The sequence below is a fragment of the Stieleria neptunia genome (assembly GCF_007754155.1).
Lineage (GTDB): Bacteria > Planctomycetota > Planctomycetia > Pirellulales > Pirellulaceae > Stieleria > Stieleria neptunia.
The window spans coordinates 10645363-10670384 of the sequence record NZ_CP037423.1; the positions used below are offsets into that span (position 1 = coordinate 10645363).

General features: G+C 60.8%; 18 protein-coding genes. 6 read left to right on the top strand and 12 right to left on the bottom strand.

Annotation, left to right across the window (positions count from 1 at the left end; translation table 11 throughout):
* Positions 1-11: 11 nt before the first annotated feature.
* The 9 genes from Enr13x_RS36420 to Enr13x_RS36460 form a co-directional block, all read right to left on the bottom strand.
* Positions 12-1847 carry a sulfotransferase gene (locus Enr13x_RS36420; RefSeq protein WP_145391825.1) on the bottom strand — a complete coding sequence of 612 codons (1836 nt, stop codon included), beginning with the start codon at positions 1845-1847 and terminating at the stop codon, positions 12-14.
* Positions 1848-2081, bottom strand: a complete 234-nt coding sequence (locus Enr13x_RS36425) for a hypothetical protein (protein WP_145391826.1) — start codon at positions 2079-2081, stop codon at positions 1848-1850.
* 72 nt (positions 2082-2153) lie between these two features.
* On the bottom strand, positions 2154-2987 hold the full coding sequence (locus Enr13x_RS36430) for a hypothetical protein (RefSeq protein WP_145391827.1): 834 nt from the start codon (positions 2985-2987) through the stop codon (positions 2154-2156).
* Between the two features lie 103 nt (positions 2988-3090).
* Positions 3091-3669, bottom strand: a complete 579-nt coding sequence (locus Enr13x_RS36435; protein ID WP_145391828.1) for a DsrE family protein — start codon at positions 3667-3669, stop codon at positions 3091-3093.
* A gap of 43 nt (positions 3670-3712) precedes the next feature.
* The gene (locus Enr13x_RS36440) at positions 3713-5353 is read right to left on the bottom strand and encodes an FAD-dependent oxidoreductase (protein ID WP_145391829.1); all 1641 of its coding nucleotides are present in this window, start codon (positions 5351-5353) and stop codon (positions 3713-3715) included.
* Between the two features lie 166 nt (positions 5354-5519).
* Positions 5520-5861 carry an ArsR/SmtB family transcription factor gene (locus tag Enr13x_RS36445; protein ID WP_145391830.1) on the bottom strand — a complete coding sequence of 114 codons (342 nt, stop codon included), beginning with the start codon at positions 5859-5861 and terminating at the stop codon, positions 5520-5522.
* A 186-nt stretch (positions 5862-6047) separates the two neighbouring features.
* Positions 6048-7646, bottom strand: a complete 1599-nt coding sequence (gene pckA, locus Enr13x_RS36450; RefSeq protein WP_145391831.1) for a phosphoenolpyruvate carboxykinase (ATP) — start codon at positions 7644-7646, stop codon at positions 6048-6050.
* A 281-nt stretch (positions 7647-7927) separates the two neighbouring features.
* Entirely contained in the window at positions 7928-8803 is an 876-nt protein-coding gene (locus Enr13x_RS36455) for a hypothetical protein (protein WP_145391832.1), read from the bottom strand.
* The gene (locus tag Enr13x_RS36460; protein WP_145391833.1) at positions 8800-9630 is read right to left on the bottom strand and encodes a hypothetical protein; all 831 of its coding nucleotides are present in this window, start codon (positions 9628-9630) and stop codon (positions 8800-8802) included. The genes Enr13x_RS36455 and Enr13x_RS36460 overlap by 4 nt, the downstream gene beginning before the upstream one ends.
* 391 nt (positions 9631-10021) lie before the next feature.
* Here Enr13x_RS36460 and Enr13x_RS36465 point away from each other — a divergent pair, with 391 nt between their 5' ends.
* The 5 genes from Enr13x_RS36465 (at position 10022) to Enr13x_RS36485 (ending at position 18657) form a co-directional block, all read left to right on the top strand.
* The gene (locus Enr13x_RS36465) at positions 10022-10795 is read left to right on the top strand and encodes a hypothetical protein (RefSeq protein ID WP_145391834.1); all 774 of its coding nucleotides are present in this window, start codon (positions 10022-10024) and stop codon (positions 10793-10795) included.
* Between the two features lie 360 nt (positions 10796-11155).
* Positions 11156-14179 (top strand): DUF1553 domain-containing protein, encoded by a 3024-nt coding sequence (locus Enr13x_RS36470; RefSeq protein WP_145391835.1) that lies wholly within the window; start codon positions 11156-11158, stop codon positions 14177-14179.
* 10 nt (positions 14180-14189) lie between these two features.
* Positions 14190-15518: a DUF1501 domain-containing protein gene (locus Enr13x_RS36475; protein WP_145391836.1), complete on the top strand. Its 1329-nt coding sequence runs from the start codon at positions 14190-14192 to the stop codon at positions 15516-15518.
* A 55-nt stretch (positions 15519-15573) separates the two neighbouring features.
* Complete coding sequence (locus tag Enr13x_RS36480) at positions 15574-17193, top strand: DUF1553 domain-containing protein (RefSeq protein ID WP_145391837.1); 1620 nt, start codon at positions 15574-15576, stop codon at positions 17191-17193.
* 3 nt (positions 17194-17196) lie between these two features.
* The gene (locus tag Enr13x_RS36485; RefSeq protein ID WP_145391838.1) at positions 17197-18657 is read left to right on the top strand and encodes a DUF1501 domain-containing protein; all 1461 of its coding nucleotides are present in this window, start codon (positions 17197-17199) and stop codon (positions 18655-18657) included.
* Positions 18658-19026: 369 nt separating this feature from the next.
* Here the strand turns inward: Enr13x_RS36485 and Enr13x_RS36490 are convergent, their stop codons facing one another.
* Positions 19027-20175 (bottom strand): family 16 glycoside hydrolase, encoded by a 1149-nt coding sequence (locus Enr13x_RS36490; RefSeq protein ID WP_145391839.1) that lies wholly within the window; start codon positions 20173-20175, stop codon positions 19027-19029.
* A gap of 247 nt (positions 20176-20422) precedes the next feature.
* On the opposite strand from Enr13x_RS36490, the gene Enr13x_RS36495 reads away from it, so the two are divergent.
* Positions 20423-23770 carry a HEAT repeat domain-containing protein gene (locus tag Enr13x_RS36495; protein WP_197455638.1) on the top strand — a complete coding sequence of 1116 codons (3348 nt, stop codon included), beginning with the start codon at positions 20423-20425 and terminating at the stop codon, positions 23768-23770.
* Positions 23771-23803: 33 nt separating this feature from the next.
* On the opposite strand, the gene Enr13x_RS36500 is transcribed toward Enr13x_RS36495, so the two are convergent.
* Together Enr13x_RS36500 and Enr13x_RS36505 are read right to left on the bottom strand one after the other, a co-directional pair.
* Positions 23804-24181: a hypothetical protein gene (locus Enr13x_RS36500; protein ID WP_145391841.1), complete on the bottom strand. Its 378-nt coding sequence runs from the start codon at positions 24179-24181 to the stop codon at positions 23804-23806.
* 363 nt (positions 24182-24544) lie between these two features.
* The gene (locus tag Enr13x_RS36505) at positions 24545-25021 is read right to left on the bottom strand and encodes an SRPBCC family protein (protein ID WP_197455639.1); all 477 of its coding nucleotides are present in this window, start codon (positions 25019-25021) and stop codon (positions 24545-24547) included.
* Position 25022 lies beyond the last annotated feature (1 nt).

Genomic DNA, 25022 nt, shown 5'->3' on the forward strand with positions numbered 1-25022 from the left:
CAAGTGGAACATCAGCTTGATTCCGATTCAGTGTATCCGAATCGTTGCCGCCACTGGCCCAAGACGGAGTCTGCGATTGCGCGAATCGGGTCCGTAAAATGGGGTGACTGACGCCAGATCCCCGGCCGACCGTGGCGTCGAAATGCGCCGGGACCGGTGTCCGTGTGCCGGTCAAATCGAAATCGGTCGACCACTCGATCGAGCTGCTCGGTCGGCTGATCCGCATTCAAAAACGAACAGACCCTGCTCAGTTCCGCCGTCGTGTCGCGAACCATGGATTCATACCGAACGAGCAATTTCTGGCTGTTCTCAAATCCGTCAAACGCCTCGCCCGCGTTCCTTAACGCACTGGCAACATGCAGGGCCAGTTGCCGGGGATCACTGGGCATGCGTTCGCCCGAAGAGCGGTTCCAGCTGTCGGGTTGCCGCATGTCGAGATAAGAATCCAGAATATCAAACGGATCGCGCACCAGAAAAATCAGACGGCTGAGCGGAAACAGCTCTTCAATCATCGCGAACAATTCAGGCGTGTTGACTTCCTTGACCACCAAGGTCTCTTTGCCGAAACCAGGATACCGGTCGCGGGCGACCTGATAGAACGCGCCACGGACGGCCTGCAATCCCGCTTTCCCGTTGCCGTCAAAAAAGAACGCGCCGGGGCGTTTTCTTTCGGACGGCCGCTGTGCCAGATGCTGAACCAAACGCCCGAAGTACGGTTCATGCCAACCTCGGATCCGGGGCAACGCGTCTAGCATCTCGCAAAGCCACGTCGACCCGGTCCTGCCGCATCCGATCACCCAGGCCAAACGCTCTTCGGCCGCCGCGTCCGCATCGACGGTTGCGTCGGCGGTCACGCGAAGACGTGTCTTTTGGGCCGCCGCCCGCCCCAACAGCCTCAACAGATCTTCGCTCCGGTGGCGGTACAAGTGCATCGCGTCGGTGATCGTCTTCGCCTCGGCGACACGCCGCTTGCGTTCCACGCTGTCGTTGATGGCCGCATCGACCTGGTCGCACATTTCGTCGGCATCGTCAAAGTGGTAAACCGAGTCGCCAAAAATATCGGTCACTTCGTCGCGACGCGGTCCGGTCAACAACGCCGGCCCGCCCAGCGCGGTGACTTCAAACACACGTGGGCTGGGCGAGATCGCGTGGTCGGCGGCGCGAAACAGGTTCACCACCAATTTGCTTGCGGCGTACAACCTCCATTTCGCATCGGGCCGAACCGTGCCGGAAGAGAAATCGACCGACGACAGACGTTTGAACTTCGACGCATCGACGGGCACGTTGCCGGCCATGCGAAACGTCAATCCGCGGCGGGCGCAGTGTTCGGCGAGCCGGAGCATCATCGGGACACGATCTTCGAACAACGTTCCGACGAAGACGAGATCGGATTCGGTCTCCTTGCCGATCAATCCGGACCGTTCCGGCGGATCGAGTGTGGCCGTCGGCAAGTAGGCTTCCTCGTCCGGCTTTTGGCTTCGCTCGTTCGTGCAAACCAGATCATACAGTTGATGGGCGTCGCGGATCGGACAATAGGGATCGTCGGTCTTGATCACCGCGGTCAAGAGGTTCGACCTGCGCAGGGTCAACGGAACCCAGGATCGCTCGCCACAGAAATGCATCCCGTCGACAAACACCACCGCGTCGACTCCGTTGCGGACATCATGAGCCTTGCCCACGATGTCGTTGCCGACCGCTTCGGGGCTGAGCACGCGAAGCATCGAAAAGGTCGCATAGGGGATCACCTGAACGCCGCACTGGGCCAGGCCTTCCCGATAGCCTTCCCAGACGTCACGTGTGGAGAATCCGGCCGAACCGGCGACCAGTAAAACCGTCTTGGGACGCATCTAGGGTCCGTACCCGTAGTGGATCCCCGGCGGCGGGCCGAGGTTGGCGATCAACCCCTTGGCGTTGGCCGATTGGGCATCGAGCGTCCCGTCCACCGTCTTGGTGATCCCGTCCATCGAATCGGCGGGCTGCTCGCATGGCTGCTCGCTGGGCTGCTTGGCGGGCTGCTTGGCGGGCTGCTCGCTGGGCTGCTGAGCGACTTCGACGGACTGCTGTTCTGTGGGTTGACTCATGGTGTGTTTCCAACTTCAGCGGTGAAAAACAAGCTCACGTTCACGTCCCAAAAGCGATCGGGGCGTGACGCATCAGTCTTCGATGATCGTGCCGAGTGACCAGAGGGAACGAAGGGGTGGATCGATACCGAGGCCCGCGACGTCGTCGTCCTGCTGTTTGGCGGTCGGGTTTTCGGCGACCCACAGACCGGGGCCGCGACACGCCATGACGACCGAGGTTCGATTCTTGTCGTCGTTGGTTTGCGTCGCTTCGATGAATTCGACCCGCTTGGCGACGGCGTCACGGACGATCCCGTTGGTCGGTCGCCGTGCGATGACCTGTGCCGGGCTGAGCGTCTGTGATTCGCGAATCTGGATCGCGTCGCGCCCACCGCACGAAATCCTCAGCGTCCCCCCGGCAACAGTCGGATTGACGGCAAAGTAGTACTCCATCCCGACCATCGCCCGGTTGGCACGGGGCAAGGTCAAATTGACGTCGGCGTCAGCATTGACCAAACACTCGAAGGCATCGGACCGCTGCAGAACCTCCGTTGATTTTTCGGTCGTTGCCAACGTCAACAGGGTCGTCGCCACTTGGATCCTGGACCGCACAGCGCCGCGGGAGAGTGCGGCAATCTCAATGTGATCGCTGCCCAGGGCGGCGCGGCCGACTTGAAAACGCCGTATCCGCGTGTTGAAGTTGCACAGATTCTGGGTGGGGGTCGCAACCACGCTCGAAATAAACGTCGCCGAATTCGCCCGAACACCGATCAACTGCGGGCCCCTGGGGACGATCCGTACGATCGATTTCGTCAAGAACTTTCCGACACCGACAACGGTTTGTTGACGCGTTTGGCCGCCCAGATAGTCCGAGGAGACCAGCAAATCGCAAGTCGTCGTCGCCGTGCCTTTGACTGGAATGCTCATGCCGCCTGTTACCTCTGCCGTAGTGGACTGCCCCCCTCTGGGTAACAACAGCCTACTGGGCGGCTAGCCGCCATTCAAGTAGGAAAGCCGCGTCGCGCGAATTTCAGTTTCCCAGCGGCAGATAGGCGTAACCGTCGGCCTGGAGATTGACGACGGCGGTCAAGGCGGAGACGGCCGTGTCGACGAAGACCGCGACGTCCCGGGGATCGGATCCCTTGGAAATCAACGATTGGCCGCACACGTACAGCTCGACTCCCGATTCGTGCAACCGATGCAGTAAATCCAAATTGGGATTCGACTTCACCTCGAAGTTCGTCGCGTAGGCATCGGAGTTGAGTACGGTGAGCGTCGCATCACCATGGAACACGACGGCGATTTGAACCTCCGCCGGCTCCGCGCCGGCTCCGGCGTAAATGTTGACGTACTTGGCCACCTTTTCAATCGCCGCGTTCAATTTGCCCGGATCTCCGCCACGCGTCACGTCGACGAGCAACTTGGTCCCCGAACGCGGCTGGTGTGCCGCTTGAGGCAATCGGACCACCGAACCGTGGCCCTTGATCGTCGGATAGGTTGGCGCCGCGTTGACGAGCTTTCCTTGACCGGAACCGCCCTGGGCCAACAGGGGCTCGGCGATCATCAACGAGAGTGCAACGGTCAAGATCAGTAGGGTCGTTCGTTTCATGATGGTCACTCGGGGAACGGGGAGGTGGTGAAAGGTAGGGGAATCAGTCTTGGTAGCGACACCACAGCGTGTATCCGCCGCTCAGGTTGGCGGCATCGAAGCCGTGTTGCAGCAAGACGCGGGTCGCCAGATAGCCGCGTTGGCCGACCTTGCAGTAGGCGGTGATCTTTTGGTCGCGGGGAATTTCGCCCAGGCGTTCGCGCAGTTGTTCGATGGGAATGTGGGTCGCACCGGGAACGTGCCCCGCGAGAAACTCGGCTTCGCTGCGAACGTCCAACAGGAACGAAGGCTGGCCGGACGCGTCGCTGAGCGAGTCGACGTGGACGATCGGTTGGTCGCCGCGGAGCACGCCGGCGGCGACAAATCCGGCCATGTTGATCGGGTCTTTGGCGTGTCCGAATTGGGGCGCATAACAGAGTTCCGATTCTTCCAGGTCTTCCACCGTCAGACCGGCTTGGATCGCCATGGCGATGACGTCGATGCGTTTGTCCACGCCACGCCCCCCCACGCACTGGGCTCCGAAGATGGCACCGCTGTCGGGATCAAACAACAGCTTCAACGTCATCGCTTCGGCGCCGGGATAATATCCGGCGTGATCCGACGGGTGAATGTAGATCTTTTCAAAGCGCAATCCCTCGCGTCGCAACGTCTTTTCACTTTGTCCGGTCATCGCGGCGACGTTTCCGAACACGCCGACGACCGCGGTGCCCTGTGTTCCGCGATACGTCGATGGACGGCCGAACAGATGATCGGCCGCGATTCGGCCTTGACGATTCGCCGGACCGGCAAGCGGAATCTGAGCGGATTTCTTGGTCACAAAATCCGTCACTTCGATGACATCGCCGACGGCGTAGACGTCGGCAACGTTGGTCTGCATGTGATCGTTGACGACGATGCCCCCACGCATCCCACACGCGATCCCCGCTTCGGCGGCGAGCTTGCTCTCGGGGCGAACGCCGACACAGATCGCCGCGAAATCGGCGTGAATCGATTCTCCCGATTGCAACTCGATCTTCAGTCCCTGCGGCGAATCGATGAACCGCTGCGCCGATTCGTTGAGCCGCAACCGGACGCCCTGATCTCGCAGATGGTCTTCCAGCGGAACCATCATCTCCCTGTCCCAAGGCGGCAGGATTTGGTCACCGAGTTCCACGATGGTGGTCCGGATGCCGCGGCGGACCAGATTCTCAGCGACTTCGATTCCGATGAAGCCCGCGCCGACGACGACGGCGTGCGTCGCACCCGAGGTGGCGTGCTCGTGCATCCGATCGGCGTCCGCCAAATCCCGCAGCTCCAAGACGCGCGGGCCATCGATGCCTTCGATCGGTGGTCGAAACGGGGACGCGCCGGTCGCCAGGATCAGCTTGTCGTAACTCTCGGTGTACTCGTCGCCCGATTCGAGATCCTGGACCCGCACGCGTTTGTCGGCCAGCTCCAACGCGACGACTTCGGATCGCGTGCGAACATCCAATCGATGGCGTTGCCGCAGCATGTCGATCGGCGCGACCAACAACTTGTCACGCGACTTGATTTCGCCGCCGACGTAGTAGGGCATGCCGCAATTGGCGAACGAGGGATGCCGCCCGCGCTCGAGCACGATGATCTGGGCCTGATCGCATAGCCGTCGCGCGCGAGCGGCCGCCGAGGCGCCTCCGGCGACACCGCCGATGATCACAATCTTCATGGTTGGGAATCCTTCGTCGTCGAGGAGGCTAAAGAGCGAGATCTCGGGAGATGGCGAGGCGTTGAGGGGCAACCAAGTGGCAGAGTCTGGCAGGCAGCGTCGATGCGGAAATGACGGGCCGGAGGCCGATCCCATTGTCCACAATCCGGCAGCTCGTTCCCGCCCGCTAACGTCGTTTCGCGGGCGGTTGCAGAAACCGCCCTTCGACACAGGCCATCAATTGTTCGAGATGGGGTTCGGCGATCTGGTAAAACACCCGCCGCCCTTCGCGCTCGCTGGAGAGAAACCCACAGCGTTGCAGCAGCCGCAAGTGCTCCGACGCCACGTTATCGGGAATCTCGCAGTCTTCGGCCAACTCGCCGACGTTGTAGCGACCGTGCAGCAACAGTTGGACGATTCGCAAGCGGACCGGATGGGCGAGCGTCTTGAGACATTCGGCGGCATCACCGAACGCTTTGACACTGCCGACAGGTTTGGACGTTTTTTTCTCAGTTGCTTTGCTGGCCATGAAGCCTCCTGGGCGGAAGACCTCATCATATATCGCAAGATCGCGATATGTCAATCGTGTGGATCGAATTCCGTGGCTCGGAGATCGATCCATCGCGGTACGACGTCCTTTCCAGGTCGTCGCAGGTAGACTTCCCGACGGCCCGGAAGGGCCGTCGTACCTGGAAAGGCGATCGGACGCTGGCGCTCAGCCGACGGCCGTTTGGTGGAGCAACGGACCGGCGGCGCGAACGGCGGGGCTGACGCCATCGGCGTAGGTCACGAAATTTTTGTGGAACAGCTCGGCCAGCTTTGCCGCGGTTGCGTCGTAGGCGGCCGGATCGCTCCACGTGTTGCGTGGCAGCAGCATTTCATCGGGCACGCCCGGGCACTTCGTCACAACCTCCAATCCGAAGCAGGGCTCTTTCTCTGTCGCAGCCGTTTTAAGACCGCCGGAATGAATCGCGTCCAAGATCGCGCGGGTGTAAGACAGCTTCATTCGGCTGCCTTCGCCGTACGCACCACCGCTCCAACCGGTATTGATCAGCCACACGTTGGCCTTGTGTTGCGTGATGCGTTTGGACAGCAATTCCGCGTACTTGCCCGGATGCCAGACCAGGAACGGGCCTCCGAAGCAGGGTGAAAACGTCGCTTCGGGTTCGGTGACGCCGACTTCGGTCCCGGCCACCTTGGCGGTGTAACCGCTGATGAAATGGTACTCGGCCTGTTCCGGGGTCAACTTGCTGACCGGCGGCAGGACGCCGAAGGCGTCGCAGGTCAGGAAAATCACATCGGTCGGATGCTCCGCGGTGCAAGGGATTTTCGCGTTGGGGATGTACTCGATCGGATAGGCCCCACGCGTGTTTTCGGTGATGCTGGCGTTGTCGAAATCGACATGGTGATCGGCCTGGTCGTAGACCACGTTTTCCAGCACGGCACCGTACCGCAGTGCATCGAAGATCTGGGGTTCGGCGTCGCGGGTCAGATAAATCGCCTTGGCATAACAGCCGCCTTCGATGTTGAACACGCCGTCATCGGTCCAGCAGTGTTCGTCGTCGCCGATCAGCTCCCGTTTGGGGTCCGCCGACAGCGTCGTCTTTCCGGTGCCCGAGAGCCCGAACAGGACCGAGGACGTTCCGGTCTGGGTATCGGACGTTGCCGAGCAGTGCATCGGCAGCACGTTGCTCCGCGGCATCAAGTAATTCATCAGCGTGAACACGGCTTTCTTCATCTCGCCGGCGTACTGGGTGCCAAGGATCACGACTTCACGCCGTTCCAGGCTCAGGTCCACGCTGGTTTTGGAGGTCATGCCGGTGGTGTAGCGGTTGGCCGGAAAGGCACCGGCATTGATGATCACGCAATCGGGATCGCCGAAATCGGCAAGCTCTTCACGCGTCGGCCGGATCAGCATGTTGTGCATGAACAACGCGTGGTACGGCCGCGCACAGATCACGCGGACTTTGATGCGATACTTGGGATCCCAGCCGGCAAAGGCATCGAGCACGTAGAGCCGCTGGCGCGTGTTGAGATAGTCGATCGCGCGTTCTCGGTTGACGCAAAAGGCGTTCTCGTGCAGACCGATGTTGACGCTGCCCCACCAAACGTCATCGGTCGACTCGGGATGCTCGACGATCCGTTTGTCCTTGGGCGAGCGGCCGGTTTTGTCACCCGAGTAAGCAATCAGTGCACCGGTGTCCGACAGCGTTGCCTGTTTCTCGTACCGCAGGGCCTCCTCGTAGAGCGTCGCGGGAGAAGCGTTTCGGAACACATTTTTAACATCGATTTGATATTGAGATAGATCAAACATTTTTCTGCTACTGCACTTGGTTCCTAAGAAGAACGGTTCCTGAGAAACAATGGGCGGGGAAACGGGATCATTCCGGAGGCCGTTCGCACAACCCTCCGCGTCGCTCTCCATTGCTACGGCACACCGCGCGCCAAATTTCATTTGCGATCCGATCTGACGCGGTAACGCGGCTGCAGCGGAATGTCTGCGGACCGTCAGCGGTTTCCCAATCGTATCGATCGCTCGCGGCGCGCGATAGTGCACAGCAACAGGGCACCAACGTGCGAATTCAGCACGCACCCTCAATGCGTCCGGACGGCGTATCGACCGCCCCCGAGCGAGTCGCCCAGCCGATCCCCTTTGCTCAGAATCAGAAACACCTCGGCGTCGGTTGCCGAAACGACCGGCGGATTGTCCGACGTGAGTGTCAATTCAAATGTGATCTTCAAGCCGACGTTGTCGATGCGACCGAACCGACTCCATTCCGCCAGTCGCAGCGGGGACGGCATGAAGCCGCGCCCGGTTGCATTGCCGAGCACCTTAAAATTGACCTGATTGGGAAACACGGCCCGGCGATAGGTGCTCCAAGAACCGCCGTTGGCTCGCAAGGGCGGCAGCGGAAGCATTTCGGTGCGTACCGGAAAGGACGACTCGTCCTCACACGCAAGTTTCCAGCCGATCGGTTGGGCATCGTTCCAAGAACCGACCCGATCGAACAGGTAGCTGCGCTCGGCGACCAAGGGAATGGACCATGTTGATTCCCCGGCAAGCGATTCAGCCGTTGCCGTGTCGGGTTCCGTCGAAGTCGCTGAGTTGGTCTTGTCCGCGGTTGGTTTCCAGACGCACCGAACGCCCAGTTGATGGCCACCTTCGGGAACATAAAACGCGACCGATTCGCCGTTGTCGGAATTGGAGATGATCCGGTGGCCGCCTAACCGCGGAAGATCTTCGGCGGTGCGACAGTGATCAAAGACGTTGGCGATCAAGTCGACGTCGTTGCTGAATTGATCGCGACGCGCCTTTTCCAGTCGCGTCGACTTGTGGAGCGATTCCAGCTCCTGCCGCAGAGCGACGATGTCAGCCGCGATCGAGCGCCGGGTCACCGCCACCCAACCCAATCCGGTGATCAGGGTCGCCAGCGTGCAACAGAACAAGACGGTCGCGAATTTCGGCATCATGGATCGTCGCGCAGAGAGGGAAAGGGATCGTAACCGCTGGAACGGTCACTCAACCAGAGACAACCGTCAAAGGCTGCATCTCGGCGGGAGTCGTCCTCGAGTCGAAGCTTGACTTTGACGCTCAACAGCCAAGGCAAGCGTCGCTGCGGCGGATAATCAATTTGTTTCCGGCCGCTGATGTGATACGCGCCCGTACTGGGGATCCCGTCGCCGGAGAACTCTGTGTCCAGCAAGGGCTTGTCCCCCAAGCGAATGGCGACCGGCAGCACCTTGCCACGGACCGGACCGGTTTGCACCGCCAGCAGATGCTCGCCGGGTTCGAGTTTTCGTTCATAGTGACCGGGATGCGCGAATCCGGAATCGGCCGGAGGATCGTGACGTTGATCGAGTTGATCAGGCGAACGGCTGACGCCCTCGGCGGGAATCACCGCGTACTTCAACCACACGTCACGCTCGGTCGGGACGCGGACGCGAAACACGACCGGAGGCTGCGTCCTGTCGCGTCGCAATTGCGGAACGGTTCGCAGCGAAAGCACGTCGGTTCCGCGGACTTCAATCCCTCCGTATTTCTGCTGGATCGTCTCGAACTGCCGCTCGGCTCGCTCGCGGATGGCGCGCACCGACGTCAGTTCGTCGCGTTGGTGTTGTTTGATTCGCTGTCGCTGCGGATCGTCCAACGCCAACCGCTCCCGCAGCGTCTCGATCTCACGACGCAACTGACTCCGCATCGCCTCATCGCGTCGCAGGTCGCGAATGCCGCTCACCAGCGGAAACGAAATCCCGCACAGCAGCATGATCGCCAGCAGGGATCGGATGGAAAATCGCATTTCAGGGTCCAAGGTGCAACGCGCGACGGATCGGCAACTGTTGGAGTTTAGCCTTTAGGCGCCCAGCTTAGGGCGACCGGTTTTTCGAGTACGATGGCCCTTCCGGGCCGTCGTCCGCTGGACTCCCGACGACGACCTGGAAAGGACGTCGGACAACAGTCCGCTGACCGCATCACAACTGAACGGCTAAAGCCTGCACACCAACACGTATGCCCGCTCCATTCGGGTCAGGCGCCCTCAGTTTAGGAGTTAACGGCGGTGTCAACATCGGCCGGCAGTCAAAAAACTCGTTTCCACATTAAGGGGCTCGACCGTTTTCTCGCAGGTCTTTTCGTCCGGAGCCTTTTCCGGTCGCTCCGAAACCTTCTCTCTCCTCCTGCGAGAAAATCCGATGTCCGCTTCGACTCTCAAATACGTGTCGGCTCTGTTGCTGTGTTGTTTTTGCTTCGGAGGTCAGGCTTCCGCACAACGCCAGGAACGTTTTTACCCCGCCGGCCGATACCATCAAGTCGACACCCAGCAAGACCGAAACGGCTTTCAGGCCCAGGCCGGTCATGGCATGGGCGTTCGCACCGAAAGCCAGCTCGGCGGCCAGATGGATAGCACGGGTGACCGCAACCTGGGCGTTCACGGCAACGTCCAGGCGGGATACTTCGCCGAAGCGGGCGTCACTCAAAGCGGTCGCGTGGGCAACGTCGACATCACGAATCAACTGAGCGGTGAATCGTTCACGGGGACGGAATTGGGCGGCAACGCGGGAGTGTCCCAAGACGGCGTGGGACTCGGCGCCAACGCCTTTGCCGGCAGTCGCGTCAGCGGGCGACTGGGCACCGAGATCGGCGCCGTCGGCGTGGGCACGACCGGCGAAGCATGGTCCGGACTGGGTGCCGAAGCGGATGCCCGAGTCGGGATGAAAAACGGAAAGCTGAAGCTGAAAGGCGAACTGGGAGCGGCCCTCGGCGTGGGCGGAAAAATCGGCGTCGACGCATCGATCGACTTCAACCCGATCGCCCGCGATGTCAGCCGGCACGGTCGCAACGTCGGCAAAGCCGCTTCGGCGGTCGGCCGCGATCTGGGGAAAACCAGCAAGACGGTTTCCAAGGACGTCAAACGCGCCGGCCAGAAAGTCGTCAAAGACATCGGCCGGCTGTTCCGCAAACGTTGAAGCCCGCGGGGTCTAACGCGGTGAAGCATTTTTCCCATGTGTTTCTTGAGGGTGTTAGCGGCAGGGCGCGAGCGGGCTGTCGATTTAGTCGGGATCTGCTGCGTTAATGGTGAGCCGCTGGCCGTAAGGCCTCGGGCAACGTCGGAAGAATAAGTGGGATAGGCTTCCAGCCTGTCATGGCGAAAACGACAGGCTGGAAGCCTATCCCACAATCAATCCCCGCCACCTATTCTTCCGACGGCCCGCGGGATCCCCCGGCCCGCCGGATCGGCATCTGCATGAAAAGGTTGCATCGCGGCCACAAATGGCTGACAATGGCGGTCCCTCCCCCACCCACCCCGCCTTCGCGACGCCGCCGCAGTGACCCCGCACCGACTCACCGCCGCCGTTTTCTTGCTGTCATCGGCCATCGTTCTCGGCAGCCCGGCCGCGGCGGACAACCCACTCGAATTCTTCGAAAAGAAAATCCGTCCGGTGCTGGTCAAGCACTGTTACGAATGCCACTCCGTGGACTCAGAGGAACTGGGAGGAAAACTTCGCGTCGATAGTCGCCCGTCGATGTTGGTCGGCGGCGAATCCGGCCCCGTGCTGTTGGCCGGACGGCCGCAGGACAGCTTGATCATCCAGGCGCTGCGTTACGACGGATTGGAAATGCCGCCGGAGGAACCGCTGCCGGAAACGATCATCAAAGACTTCGAGAGATGGGTGTCGCTGGGCGCGGTCGATCCCCGGGAACAGCCCCCCGCCGACCCAACGTCGGGCGTCCAAACCGACGCGGCCGACGATGAAGCTTTGTGGTCGTTTGTCCCCCGACAGAATCCGCCCGTGCCATCGGTCAACGATCCCGATTGGCCGCGCGATTCGATCGACCGCTTCGTCTTGTCATCGATGCAGCAGGCCGGACTGCAACCGACCGGCGACGCCGACCCACGGACACTCGTTCGTCGGCTGTACCACGACTTGATCGGGTTGCGGCCGACGCAAGCCGAAACCGAAGCGTTCCAGGTCGACTTCGATCGCCACGGTGTCGAGGCGACGGCGCGTCTGGTGGATCGTTTATTGAACAGTCCCCAGTTCGGGGTTCGCTGGGGCCGGCACTGGTTGGACGTGGCGCGATACGGTGAATCCAACGGCGACGACGGACTGGGGCGCAACGCGACGTTTCCCAATGCGTGGCGGTACCGTGATTACGTGATCGATGCCTTCAATCAAGACGTGCCGTATGACCGGTTTCTGACCGAGCAGATCGCCGGCGACCTGTTGCCCGCGGCAACGGCCCGGCAGCGAAACCGGCAACTGATCGCGACCGGGTTCTTGGCGATCGGTTCCAAACCGGCCTCCGCGATGAACAAGAACTTTGCGATGGACGTCGTCGACGATCAAATCAACGCCGTCTGCACCGGCGTGATCGGATTGAGTGTCGCCTGCGCCCGCTGCCACGACCACAAACATGACCCGATTCCGACCCGAGACTACTACGCCCTGGCGGGAATCTTTAAGAGCACCGAAACGCTGTACGGTGCCGCGGGCGAGGAAAAATTGACGGCACCGCCGACGCCGCTGCATGCATTGCACGCGGATCTGCAGGCAACCCAAAAACGTCCCGACCGCACGTCACCGCCACAACTGCCCGACGCGTATTTCAAATTCGTCGATGCACTCGAACCCGAACTTCACGCGCCGCTGGATTCGAAACCCGACGCGCTTTCGCTTTCCCGCATATCCACTTTCTCGGCGGATACGTTTGCCAAAGTGAACGAGACACGCTTCACCGGCCGGTTCGAGCAACCGACTGACTCGTACTCGGTTTCGTTCTGGTTCCGAAACACCGTCAACAACGACACCCGCCCGATCACGGCGTACTTGTTTTCCCGCGCCGCCTTGGATGACAAAACCTTGCCCGGTGATCATTTGGGGATCGGCGGAAAGCATGACAAATCGCGTTCGGGCAAACTGTTCATCTTCAACGGCAACGTCAAGAAAACGTCGATCGTCGGATCAACCGTGATCCCCCGCAACAGCTGGAACCATGTCTCGCTGGTGCGAGACGGCAACCGGGTGAAAGTGTTTCTCAACGGTCGACTGGAAATCGCCAGCGAAGTCGAAGCGACGTTCGCCAAATCCCTCGACTATTGCCTGGCCGGCCGCAGTGATCAGTTTGCGCCCCTGACGGGAAACATCGGCCAGTTCACGCTGTTGTCTCGGGCGTTGACCGATCAGGAAGCCATCGCGTTGCACCAGGCGTCGGGCCAGCCCGTCGGCGTGCGTCCGTCTTCGCCGCTGGGGTTTGCGATGGGTGTTCGCGAGAAAGCGAAACCGGCGGACTGCAAGATCCATATCAACGGTGACGGTTCCAAGCTTGGCCCCGAGGTTGCTCGCGGCGTTCTGTCAGCCTATCGCGATCTCGCCCCGAACGATCTCGCCCCGCACGATGCCGCCGGTCAGCCGCTTTCCAACGGGACGATCGATTTTCCCGCGGTCAGCATTGCCCCGAGTCAAAGCGGCCGTGCGGAACTGGCCCGCTGGCTGACGCACCCCGACCACCCCCAAACCGCGCGCGTCATCGTCAACCGAATCTGGATGCACCTGTTCGGCCGCGGCATCGTCACCACGCCCGATGATTTCGGTGTTTATGGCGCCCGCCCCACACACCCCGAATTGCTGGATCACTTGGCCAATCGATTCGTCCGCCAGGGTTGGTCGATCAAGCAGATGATCCGCGCGATCGTGTTGTCGCGAACCTACGGCTTGAGCAGCCTGGCTGAACCGGCGATGTCCGAAATCGATCCGGAGAACATCTGGCTCTCACGGCATGTTCGCAAACGGCTGGATGCCGAATCGCTGCGAGACAGCCTGCTGCAAGCGAGCGGTCAATTGGATTACGCGCCGGGCCAAGGGTCCGCGATCGAAACGTTGGACATGTTGATCAACTGGCCGCCGGGCGCATCCACCGACCTGCATCGCAAGTCCCATCACCGCAGCGTGTATCTCTGCATGCTTCGCCACGCGCCTCCCCAAGAACTCGCCGCGTTTGATCTTCCCGACGGAGTCGGCGTGCGGGGAAAACGCGATGTCACGACCTTGCCGACACAAACGCTGTTCTTGATCAACAGCGAGTTTGTGGTGGAACAATCGCGTGAATTAGCCCGCCGGGTGCTCGACGATGCATCACGTGGTGAAGGTGATCGGCTGCAGACCCTTTACTCGGCCGTGCTGGGGCGGGACCCCGACGAATCGGAGCGGGATCGATCGATCGCGTATCTGCGCAGCACCGAAGCCACCCTTGCGGGCGCCGGCCAACACCAGGACCGATGCCGCTTGCACGCCTGGGCCAGTCTGGCCCAAGCCTTGATGACGACCAACGAATTCCGTTACGTGGATTGAGAGAAAGCCCATGATTTCACGTCGAACCATGCTGCAAACCGCGTCCTGTGGCTTTGGCTTTCTCTCCCTGCAAGCAGTGTTGCAACCGTCGGCCGGCGCTTCCACCGCAGAGACGCCGCCGATTCGCGCTCGCGCCAAACGTGTCATCTTTCTCTGCATGAGCGGCGGTCCGGCGCAGATGGACACGTTCGATTACAAACCGCAAACGGGAAATAAAAAGCATCCGGGTTCGGTGTTCCAATTTCAACAGCGCGGCGAAAGCGGGTTGTGGATCTCCGAGTTGATGCCCGAAACCGCCAAGCACGCCGATCGATTGTGCGTCATCAACGGCATGCACTGCGACACGGGAAACCATGCCCAATCGTTCCTTCAACTGCACACCGGCGAAAAACTGCGAAAGCGACCGAGCATGGGCTCATGGATCTCGTACGGCCTGGGCAGCGAGAACGCCGACCTGCCCAGTTTCGTCAGCCTGAATGCCGCCAAGCCGTCGGTCTACTCCAGCGAGTTCCTGCCCACGGAGTTCGCCGGCACACCGATCGGCACCAATGGCGAAGACATGTCCGCGGCGACCATCCGCGACATCTTCGGGAACCATTTGCCGCCCCAAGTCAAACGCAGTCAACTCGATTTCGTGCAATCGATGAACCGAGATCATTTGTCCGACCGCAACGGCGACGCAGCGCTCGAAGGCGTGATCGAATCGATGGAGCTTGCCTATCGCATGCAAACCGCGGCGCCGGAACTACTGGATTTGAGCAACGAAACCGAAGCGACGTTGCGTCGTTATCGCGTCGGCAAGAAGCTGTCGATCGGAACCTGCCGGCCGACCGACTTCGGTCGCCAATGCCTGTTGGCGCGACGTCTGGCCGAAGCCGGCGTGCGTTTCATCGAAGTCAACCATGGCGGTTGGGACCAGCACAAAAATCACCGCCGTGACTTGAAGGCGAATTGTGAAACCGTGGACGCGCCGATCGCCGCCTTGCTGGAAGACCTGGCCGCACGGGGGTTGCTCGACGACACGTTGCTGGTCTGGGGCGGTGAATTCGGCCGACCGGGACTGGTCCCCGATGACGGCAAAGACGAAACCGGACACAACGCAAAAGGGTTCACGTTCTGGCTGGCCGGCGGCGGCGTCAAAGGAGGACACGTGCACGGCCGAACCAGCGAAACGGGTGACCGGGCGGTCGAAGGCAAGGTCCACTTTCGAGACCTGCACGCCACCCTCCTGCATCTCATGGGGCTGCGGCACGACCAACTGACCTATCGCCACGGCGGACGAATCCATCGGCTGACCGGTCCGGAAGAAGCCAGCGTCGTCCACGAATTGTTCGCATGAGGCACGTCAAGTCGCAAGAGTCGAAGTCACCCTCCCTCTGGGAGGGTCGCGGACGATGAACTTTGTCCCCGAGCGGCTCAAAGTCATCAGCGATGCGATCACCGTCGTCAGCGAAGGGCTGATGGGTTTGACGATGGAATGTGCACGTTGCCATTCGCACAAGTATGACCCGATTCCCCACCGCGATTACTACCGGCTCAAAGCGGTGTTCCAAGGCGCGCTGGACGAACACGACTGGGACAGTTTTAAAACGCGGACGTTGAAGGTCGCCACACCCGAGCACCGTCGCAAGGTCGCCGAAATAAACCCGCCGCTGGAAAAACAAATCAAACAACTGCAGGTGCGACAAAAGCAATGGACGGCCGACCTGCAGTTGCAACTGTTGCGCGATCACTATCCCGATCAATCCGAAGCCGACAACCGGGCGACGTTGACCGCGCTGAAGAAAGCGGACAACAATCGCACGTTGAAGCAAAAGATCTTGGTCGAACGGCTGGTCAAAGCTGAACTGCGTCCCGATTCCCAGCAGTCCGAGCAAGTCCTTTCGCTGCGGCAACAGATCAAAGACGCCGATCATCAAATCGATCGTGTGCGTCGCAAGATGGCTCCACCGCTCGCGATCCGGGCGCTGTGGGACTTGGGACGCCCCTCACCGACCTACGTGTTGCGACGCGGTGAACACAACAAACCCGGTGATCCGGTCGCCCCCGGTGTGCCCGCGGTGCTGACCGACCAGCGCAATCCGTTTACCGTCACGCCCCCCTTCCCCGACGGCACCGCCAAGACCGGCCGCCGACTGGCATTCGCACGCTGGTTGATCAACCCGAATCACCCGCTGACCGCTCGCGTGATGGTCAATCGAATCTGGCAACACCATTTCGGAACCGGATTGGTCAAGGACCTGGAGAATTTTGGCGTTCAGGGCGAGCGTCCCTCGCACCCCGAATTGCTCGACTGGTTGGCGATCGAATTCATCCGACGCGGCTGGAGCATCAAGGAGATGCACCGCTTGATCATGAACTCTCGCGTCTACCAACAATCCAGTCGGGTGACCGAGCGATCGCACCAAGTCGATCCGCAAAACCGACTGCTCTCGCACATGAACCTGCGCCGCATGGATGCCGAAGCGCTGCGTGATTCGCTGCTTGCGATCGCCGGCCGATTGGATCCGACACCGGGCGGTCTTCCCGACACCGTCTCGATCGATCGCGATGGGTTGGTCAGCGTCAATGCGACCGATTCAGGCGGCTGGCGACGAAGCGTTTACCTGCAATACCGGCGGACCGAGATCCCGACGATGATGGATACCTTTGACTATCCGCAAATGGGCCCCAACTGCTTGTCGCGAAACGTGTCCACGGTCTCTCCCCAGGCTCTGTTGCTGATGAACAACGGCCGCGTCCGAGAGCTTGCCGCTGCGATGGCCCACCGCGTCGAATCAATCGTTCGCGATGAAATTCCAATCGAAGACAGCGAAGATGATGCCGTCAATGAAGCGACGGTCCAGACGGTCTACCAGTTGGCCTTGTCCAGATCGCCCAGCGACCGCGAGCGAACGCTGGGTACCGAAACGTTGAAACAACTTCGCCAGGCATGGGGAGACAATTCGGCCAAGGCACTGGAAACGTATTGCCACACGATTTTGAACTCCGCTTCGTTCCTCTACGTGGATTAAGGAATGAATCAGCCAACACCGTCCCGCCGTGATTTTTTTGCCCGAACCAGTGACGGCCTGCTCGGCGCCGCGCTGGCCCAGATGCTCGGTGCGGATCTACTTGGCCACAGCGCCACGGCGTCCGATGAAGCGATTGCACCACACGGCGGCGGCATCGATGACCTGACCCCCAAACCCGTTCACCATCCCGCCACCGCCAAATCGGTCATCCAACTGTTCATGAACGGCGGGCCAAGTCAGATGGATCTGTTTGACCCCAAGCCGTTACTGGGCAAGATGGACGGCCAGCCGTATCCGGGCAATGTGGAAGAGATCGGCAACACGGGCACGTCGGACGTCGGCGTCATGCTGGGCGGCAAATACAAGTTTGATCGGCACGGCGAATCCGGAATGTGGATGGCGGACGTCTTGCCCCACACCGCCCAGATGGCCGACGACCTGTGCATGATCCATTCGATGTGGACCGACCACCCCAATCACGACAACGCCCTCTACAAAATCCACAGCGGGCGTTTATTCATGGGGTACCCCACGCTGGGCGCCTGGACGGTTTACGGACTCGGTTCCGAAAACCAAAATCTGCCCGCCTACGTCGTGCTGTCGGATCCGCTGGGGTTACCGAAAAACGGCACCCGCAACTGGACCGCGGGGTTTCTGCCGCCGGTGTACCAGGGAACGCCGTTTCGGCCCACCGGATCCCCGATCTTGAACTTGAAACCACAATTCGAGCAGCCCGACGCAGTGACCGAAACGGCGCGCGACCTGTTGAAACAACTCGACCAGCACCACCAAAGCGAACGCCGACATTACGCTGGGCTAGACGCGCGGATCCAGTCCTATGGACTGGCCGCACGGATGCAACTTTCCGCCAGCGAAGCCTTGGACCTGTCCGGCGAAACCGCGGAAACGCTGTCGATGTACGGCGTCGGCAGCTCGCCGACCGATTCCTTTGCCCGACGTTGCTTGATGGCCCGCCGATTGGTCGAGCGTGGTGTCCGCTACGTGCAGATCTTTCTGGAGGAACAACCTTGGGACAGCCACGTTGACTTGGAAGACAACCACCGCGCCGCATGCGAACGCACAGACCGACCGGTCGCGGCACTGCTCAAGGACCTCAAACGCAGCGGGATGCTCGATTCCACCCTGGTGATCTGGGGCGGCGAGTTCGGTCGCACGCCCACCTCGCAACGCAGCGGCGACCTTTACACCGGCCGCGACCACAACATGCAAGCCTTTACGTCTTGGATGGCCGGCGGCGGGATCAAGGGAGGCACCAGCTATGGAAAGACCGACGAATTCGGGCACAAGGTGATCGAAGATCCCGTCAGCGTCCACGATTTCCACGCCACCATCTTGCACGCCCTGGGGCTGCATCATCAAAAGCTGTTCTTCACCCGGAGCGGTTTGGAAGAACGTCTGACGGGAGTTGAGGCTCCGAGGGTTGTGCACGAGATTCTGGCGTAGCCCGGGGAAGGGTAACGCGGTGAAGCGTTTGTAAGCGGAAGAACGCGAGCGGCCTGTCGATTGAAGGAGATCTGTTGAATTCTGGTGAGCCGCTGGCCGTCAGGCCTCGGGCGACGCTGAAGGCCCGGCCGCTGACGCGTCGCGGCTCACTGAACCGGAGGGCTCGCGCCCTACCGCTAACAAAAAACACCCCCCTGGCGACCGCGGATGCGGTCGCAGCACATCGTCGGAGGTGAGCGCAGCGACACCTCCGGATAGGCCCTCTCTGGCGTTTGCTTGCTGCGCAAACGCCGTCTTTCCCAGAGGGAGAGAATCTAAATTGGTTGCCACATCCTGCAGTAAAAGAATCGACGTCCCGCGGGATACACCTCACTCCGCCGCATAGAGATTTGCGAAGTCGACCGATCCAGATGGCGAGAGCACCAGTTTGTCGCTGGCGCCATCGTCGGATTGCGACGACACGGCGGGTTGGCCGTTGAGATGCACCACCCGTTTGCCATCTTTGGCGATCACTTCGATGCGGTTCCAACGACCGGGTTTTTCCAAGTGCGTCGCAGACGCCGGATCAGAAAGATCGATTTGCAGGTTTCCGCCCGCCTGGATCACGACGTTGCTCTCGGCATCTTTCAAACGCACATCCACGACGAAGCTTGCGTTGTCAAAGGAACGCGTCGTCGCCAGTGTTCCCGTTGTGCCAGGATCGGCTTCAAACGCAAGTACCCAATCCTTGACGTTCCACTGCGACACATCGTCGGCGTCCCAACCGTCCAGATTCAATCCGGTGTACAGCGAATGGTAGCCACGATCGGCGATCGCAACTTGGTCGGCCGGCACCTCACCGCCGGGCAATTCTTTGATGCGAACATTGCGGTATTCGACCACGCCGCCCTCGGATTCCAAACAGATGTATCCCTTGCGTGGGACACAGTCCTTGCCGCGGGTGACGACCGTCCCGTTGACGGCCAGCGAGATCTCGCCGTCGCGGCATTCGATGCGGTAGCGATTCCACTGTGGACTCGGATTGGAAAGGCTTTCGGTCGGAAAGGCCCGGCTGCCGCCACGCCCATTGATCGGCGTCATCGTCGCCCCATGGATCGGAAAGATGTCACCGTGCGTGGTGTGGCTTTTCGTGTTCCCGTAGGCGTTCTCGAGCACCTGCACTTCGATCCCGCGATGGAACGGTACGCCACGCGACGTGATGTCGTCGGCCCAGACGAAGACGCCGGCGTTGCCCCGCGGCACCAGATGCCGCCACTCCAGTTCCATCACAAAGTTTTGATACATCTTTGCCGTTCGAATCTCGCCGATCGGCTTGCCGGTACAGTACAAAATCCCGTCTTCAAACCGCCAGGTTTCCTGGGGCGTGTTGGTTCGCACCCAGCCGCTCAATTCGGCATCGCTGAACATCGGCCTGAATCCATCTTGGCCGAGCGCCGTGTGCTGCGATGAGAGGCCGTGCGCGAGAAAACCGAGCAGAAGGAGGCACGCGGGTGCGACCGAACGGGGCAGCTGAATCATGGTGTTGAACGTCGTTTCGGGTGGTGATCGTGGCGCGCAAGGCAAGCTCGCCGGGAAGGGACGATCATTCTAGCGGAAATCGGGTCGCCCGCTGTCGTGTTCGGAAAGCGAGATCGGTTTCCAGCCTGTCGATTTTGATGCCGCGGCAGGTATGATGGACCTGCGGACGTCACGTTATGCTGCTCGTGCGCGAGCCAGCCCCGAAACAGCCAGCCCCGAAACCTTCCCACCCATCACGACCGCTTCCATGCCATTTCACGCCACGACGCGCCAGCTGGTTTGCGTCACCGTCGTCCTCTCTGGATGCTTCTTCGGCCACGGCGCCGGTGCTGCCGAACCCCTGCCGGTCGATCAGCTGCCCGAACTGCAGTACCGCCGTTGGAGCGGATCGATCAACGTGCCGGACCCGGTCGCGATCAGCGTGGCGGACAACGGTGACGTCTACGTGACCCAAACCCAGCGTCGCAAGATCCAAGACCTGGACATTCGGGCGAACAGCGAATGGATTCCCGACGACGTGGGCTTGAAAACGGTCGACGAAAAACGCGCGTTCTATCATCGCGTGCTGGCGATCGGTGGCGATCAAGTCGAAGCCGCCAAACATGTCGAAGACGTCAACGGAGACGGCCAATACGATTGGCGCGACCTGACCGTGATCAGCGAAAAGATCCACCGCCTGGTCGACACCGACGACGACGGAACGGCCGACACCATCAATCTGTTCGCCGAAGATTTTAAAACCGAAGTGACCGGAATCGCCGCCGGCGTGCTGCACTGGGACGATTCGGTCTGGGCGACGATCGCACCCGACGTTTGGAAACTGACCGACACGACCGGCGACGGACGTGCCGACGACCGCCAGATCATGGCCACCGGATTCGGACTGCACATCGCCTATGCCGGCCACGACATGCACGGGCTGGCCATCGGACCGGACGGAAAGATCTATTGGTCGATCGGCGACAAAGGGATCGCGGTGACCACCGACGATGGCAAACAGATCAGCTATCCCAACCAGGGCGGCGTCATGCGATGCAACCCCGACGGCAGCGATTTCGAAGTCTTCGCCCATGGGCTGCGCAACGTTCAAGAATTCGCCTTCGATCAATACGGCAATCTGTTCGGTGTCGACAACGACGCCGACAAGCCCGGCGAAAAAGAACGTTTCGTGTGGATCGTCGATCAGATGGATGCCGGTTGGCGATGCAATTACCAGTACCGTGGCGACGCGTACAACCCCTGGACGGACGAAAACCTGTGGCAGGTTGCCGGCGAAGACCATGCCGCCTACTTGGTGCCGCCGATTCAAAACTACGTCGATGGTCCGGCCGGTTTTAAATTCAATCCCGGCGCCGCACTGTCATCGGCCTACAGGAATTTCTTCTTCATGACCAGCGCGCCCAACGGATTCCAATACGCCTTTCGCACCGAGCGCACCGCTGACTCGTTCCGGATGATCGATTCGCACTCGATCGGCAGCGGCGACCCGATCGTCGGAATCGCCTTCGCCCCCGACGGCGGACTGTACGGTGTCGACTGGGGTGGCGGTTATCCACTGACCCAAACCGGCGCCGTGATTCGGATCGACGTGCCGGATGAAAACCTTAGCGAACAAGACCGTGCCGACCGCAAGTCCGTGACGCACTGGCTGTCTGAAGATTTCAGCGAGCAACCGAACGCGGTGCTGTCCGAATTGCTTGCTCACATCGATCAACGTGTTCGACTTCGCGCCCAATTCGCACTGGTCGCTAGGCAGCAATCCGACACGCTGCTGGCGGTTCTGTCGAACGAACAATCGGATCAACTTGCCCGCGTGCACAGTGTTTGGGGGCTGGGGCAGATCATGCGAACCGGCAGCGTCCCCGCCGCTATGCTGAATCGTTTTCTGTCCGATCACGACCCGATCATCCGCTCGGTCGCGGCCAAAACGCTCGGCGAAACCGAGACGGCTGATCCGGCCGCGTTGATACCGCTGATCGACGATCCCGACCTGCACGTTCGCATCCATGCGGCGCTGGCCCTGGGACGCCGACCAACCAGCGCGGCGACGAAGACACTGCTGGACCTCGCCGCCGGGTTGCCACGCGATCAACACTACCTGCGGCACGCGGTCGTCACCGCACTGGCCGCCTGTGCGACGCCGCAGCAATTGGCCGGACTGGCGGATGCCACGTCGGAAAGCGCACGAATCGTTGCCGTCCTGGCGCTCCGCCGACAAGGCCATCGCTCGGTCGCAACCTTCCTCAGCGACGCCTCCGATTGGGTCGCCACCGAAGCCGCCCGCGCCATCCACGACGACCTCTCCCTGCCGGACGCCATGCAAGACCTGGCGGCTGCCTTGGACCAGGATCGCAACCGCAACACCGCGATGACCCTCCGCGCGATCAATGCCAACTTTCGACTCGGAACCGAATCGAGTTTCCGACGGCTGCTGCGTTTCATCGCGGCCGAAACCCGCCCCGCGTCGGCACGGCTGGCTGCCACGGAATCCCTCGGCGACTGGCTCGATCCACCCCTGCTGGATCGCGTCGATGGCCGCCGCCGAGAACCCGCCGCCGATCGAGTGATCGATCGATCGGCCGCCTCGGAGTTGCTGACGCGTTTGGTCGAAAAGAGCGACACGGCGATCCGGGTCGCGGCCGTGAAAGCGTCACGCCGGTTGAAAACCCCGCTGTCGTCGGACGCACTGATCGCACTTGTCCGCGATACCAAGTCACCGGAACCATTGCGACTCGAAGCACTCGACACGCTCACCACACCCGATAGCGACATCGCAACCGATGACCGCGCCCCGCTGTTGGTCGCACTGTCCGCCGCACGCTCCCCGGCTGTCGCATCGCGCGCGATCGAAGGACTCGCCGAATTGCACCACGACAAGGCGATCGAGGTCATCGAGAAACAACTGGAGAATCGATCGATTCCGGTTCGACAAGCCTGCGTTCGCTCCCTCGCCACACTTGGCAACGCAAAAGCAGATGCCTTGCTGGTCCGACTGGGCGAGCAATTTGTTGATGGATCGTTGCCCGACTCGCTACAGTTGGACGTTTGGCAATCACTACACTCGCGGATCGACCACTCCGATGCGATTCGCGAAACGCTGGACCGAATTCAGCAGGCACCGCAACTGGCAGAAATCACATCGCCAAAGTTCCGCGAATTCGCCCTGTGCCTTTCCGGCGGCGATGCGGCACGCGGCGAAACCTTCTTTCGAACCGATCTGCGGGCTCAATGCAGCCGCTGCCATCGGATCGGAAAGAAAGGGAGTGACATCGGTCCGGAACTGACGAAAATCGCAAAGCAACGTGACGCGGATCACCTGCTTCGCGCGATCGTCTATCCCAGTGCCGACATCGATCCGAAGTACAACGCCCAGACACTGCTGTTGGCCGATGGCAATGTGGTTCAAGGTGTCATCAAAAGTGAGGATGACACCACGACCGTGCTGATCAATTCCGAAGGCAAGGAGGTCAAGATCCCGACCGACGAGATCGAAGACGTCGCCAAGACCAAGGTCTCGTTGATGCCCGACATGACCGCGGTCCTCAGCCCCGCCGAAGTCCGCGATCTGGTTGCGTACTTGAAAACGCTACGCTAAACGCTTCACCGCATCGACCGGCTGGGCAACGAATCAGTGGTGCCCGTGACCGCGGTGACTACCGTGACCACGGTAGTGAAAATCATAGTGCCCGGGCACGTAATCCAAGTGGTTTCCGTGCGGCACCAGGGACGGCGGATGATAGTCGTAGTGCGGCCGTGCGGGATGGTACCCCCGATACGATCGGTGGTAGTTGTAGGTCGGTCGGGCTGACCGCCCATAATAAATCGACGGCCCGTACGACGACCGATAGCTCGGGTACGCGCGGCGGTACGTGTGGCTGTAATTGCTGTAACCATAGTTGCCGATGCGGATACTGAATCCGCCGGCGTCGGCTTCGTTTCCGCCGGGCATCAACACAAAACCGATTGCAAGCACCGGAATGCTTGCCCATTTCAATAAACGTGACATACGCTGCATCTCCATGAATGAGCGACAAAGGGTCTGACGCTTGTTTCACGACGCATCCGGCATGCCAATCCGACGGCCGACAGACGCTGCGCGACCCAAACCCCCGTGAAACACGCGGCGAAACGGTCCGCTGCGGGTCACAGATAAGCCAACGAACAGAAATCAACGCGACATCAAAACGAACACACCTGACATCAATTTGAGTCAGCGGCGTGAGACGGCCGAACGCCGGACAAGAACAGGAGCAAGTTGGTCAAAAGATGAGTTGGTCCGGGCAATCGTCCCCAGGCCGACCTACTTCACACCCATTTTTTGACCACCAAATTTTTTTACCACCGTCTCGCCGTGGCACGGCGGCCCATGTCAGCTACCCGTGGTTTCATCGATCGCCCCGCAGGGTTCACCGCCCGACTCACAATACGACTTGACCGCATCCATGTCCGACTCGACACCCTTGACCACCATGCCGCGTATCAAAGGGATCATCAACCGGGCCAAAAACGCATGGGGGCGGATGTCCATCTGCATCTTCAACTCGACAGCGTCGCCTACCAGCGAAACGGTGAACAGGGTATCCCAGACCGTGCCGCCGGCATCGGAGACCATCCGCACGCGTTCGTTGTCGGCGAATTCGGCGACCTCCAGCTCGACGGATTGTTCGCGTCCCTTCATCATTCGGGTTTCACGGAATCGCGTCCCCACACCGTGCTGTTGCTCGGAAAGAAACTCGACGTTGGTGATGTGCGGCACGGCTTTGCGGAAATTGCGAACATCCGAAACGGTCTGGAACACCAGACTCAATGGCGCGTCAATCGTACGCGAGGCGATGATCGGCTTCATG

What these genes read in the sequence shown, in the direction of transcription:
- Enr13x_RS36420 (WP_145391825.1), bottom strand. Translation starts at nt 1,847, where the DNA reads ATGCGTCCCAAGACGGTTTTACTGGTCGCCGGTTCGGCCGGATTCTCC.
- Enr13x_RS36425 (WP_145391826.1), bottom strand. Translation starts at nt 2,081, where the DNA reads ATGAGTCAACCCACAGAACAGCAGTCCGTCGAAGTCGCTCAGCAGCCC.
- Enr13x_RS36430 (WP_145391827.1), bottom strand. Translation starts at nt 2,987, where the DNA reads ATGAGCATTCCAGTCAAAGGCACGGCGACGACGACTTGCGATTTGCTG.
- Enr13x_RS36435 (WP_145391828.1), bottom strand. Translation starts at nt 3,669, where the DNA reads ATGAAACGAACGACCCTACTGATCTTGACCGTTGCACTCTCGTTGATG.
- Enr13x_RS36440 (WP_145391829.1), bottom strand. Translation starts at nt 5,353, where the DNA reads ATGAAGATTGTGATCATCGGCGGTGTCGCCGGAGGCGCCTCGGCGGCC.
- Enr13x_RS36445 (WP_145391830.1), bottom strand. Translation starts at nt 5,861, where the DNA reads ATGGCCAGCAAAGCAACTGAGAAAAAAACGTCCAAACCTGTCGGCAGT.
- pckA (WP_145391831.1), bottom strand. Translation starts at nt 7,646, where the DNA reads ATGTTTGATCTATCTCAATATCAAATCGATGTTAAAAATGTGTTCCGA.
- Enr13x_RS36455 (WP_145391832.1), bottom strand. Translation starts at nt 8,803, where the DNA reads ATGATGCCGAAATTCGCGACCGTCTTGTTCTGTTGCACGCTGGCGACC.
- Enr13x_RS36460 (WP_145391833.1), bottom strand. Translation starts at nt 9,630, where the DNA reads ATGCGATTTTCCATCCGATCCCTGCTGGCGATCATGCTGCTGTGCGGG.
- Enr13x_RS36465 (WP_145391834.1), top strand. Translation starts at nt 10,022, where the DNA reads ATGTCCGCTTCGACTCTCAAATACGTGTCGGCTCTGTTGCTGTGTTGT.
- Enr13x_RS36475 (WP_145391836.1), top strand. Translation starts at nt 14,190, where the DNA reads ATGATTTCACGTCGAACCATGCTGCAAACCGCGTCCTGTGGCTTTGGC.
- Enr13x_RS36480 (WP_145391837.1), top strand. Translation starts at nt 15,574, where the DNA reads ATGAACTTTGTCCCCGAGCGGCTCAAAGTCATCAGCGATGCGATCACC.
- Enr13x_RS36485 (WP_145391838.1), top strand. Translation starts at nt 17,197, where the DNA reads ATGAATCAGCCAACACCGTCCCGCCGTGATTTTTTTGCCCGAACCAGT.
- Enr13x_RS36490 (WP_145391839.1), bottom strand. Translation starts at nt 20,175, where the DNA reads ATGATTCAGCTGCCCCGTTCGGTCGCACCCGCGTGCCTCCTTCTGCTC.
- Enr13x_RS36495 (WP_197455638.1), top strand. Translation starts at nt 20,423, where the DNA reads ATGCCATTTCACGCCACGACGCGCCAGCTGGTTTGCGTCACCGTCGTC.
- Enr13x_RS36500 (WP_145391841.1), bottom strand. Translation starts at nt 24,181, where the DNA reads ATGTCACGTTTATTGAAATGGGCAAGCATTCCGGTGCTTGCAATCGGT.
- Enr13x_RS36505 (WP_197455639.1), bottom strand. Translation starts at nt 25,021, where the DNA reads ATGAAGCCGATCATCGCCTCGCGTACGATTGACGCGCCATTGAGTCTG.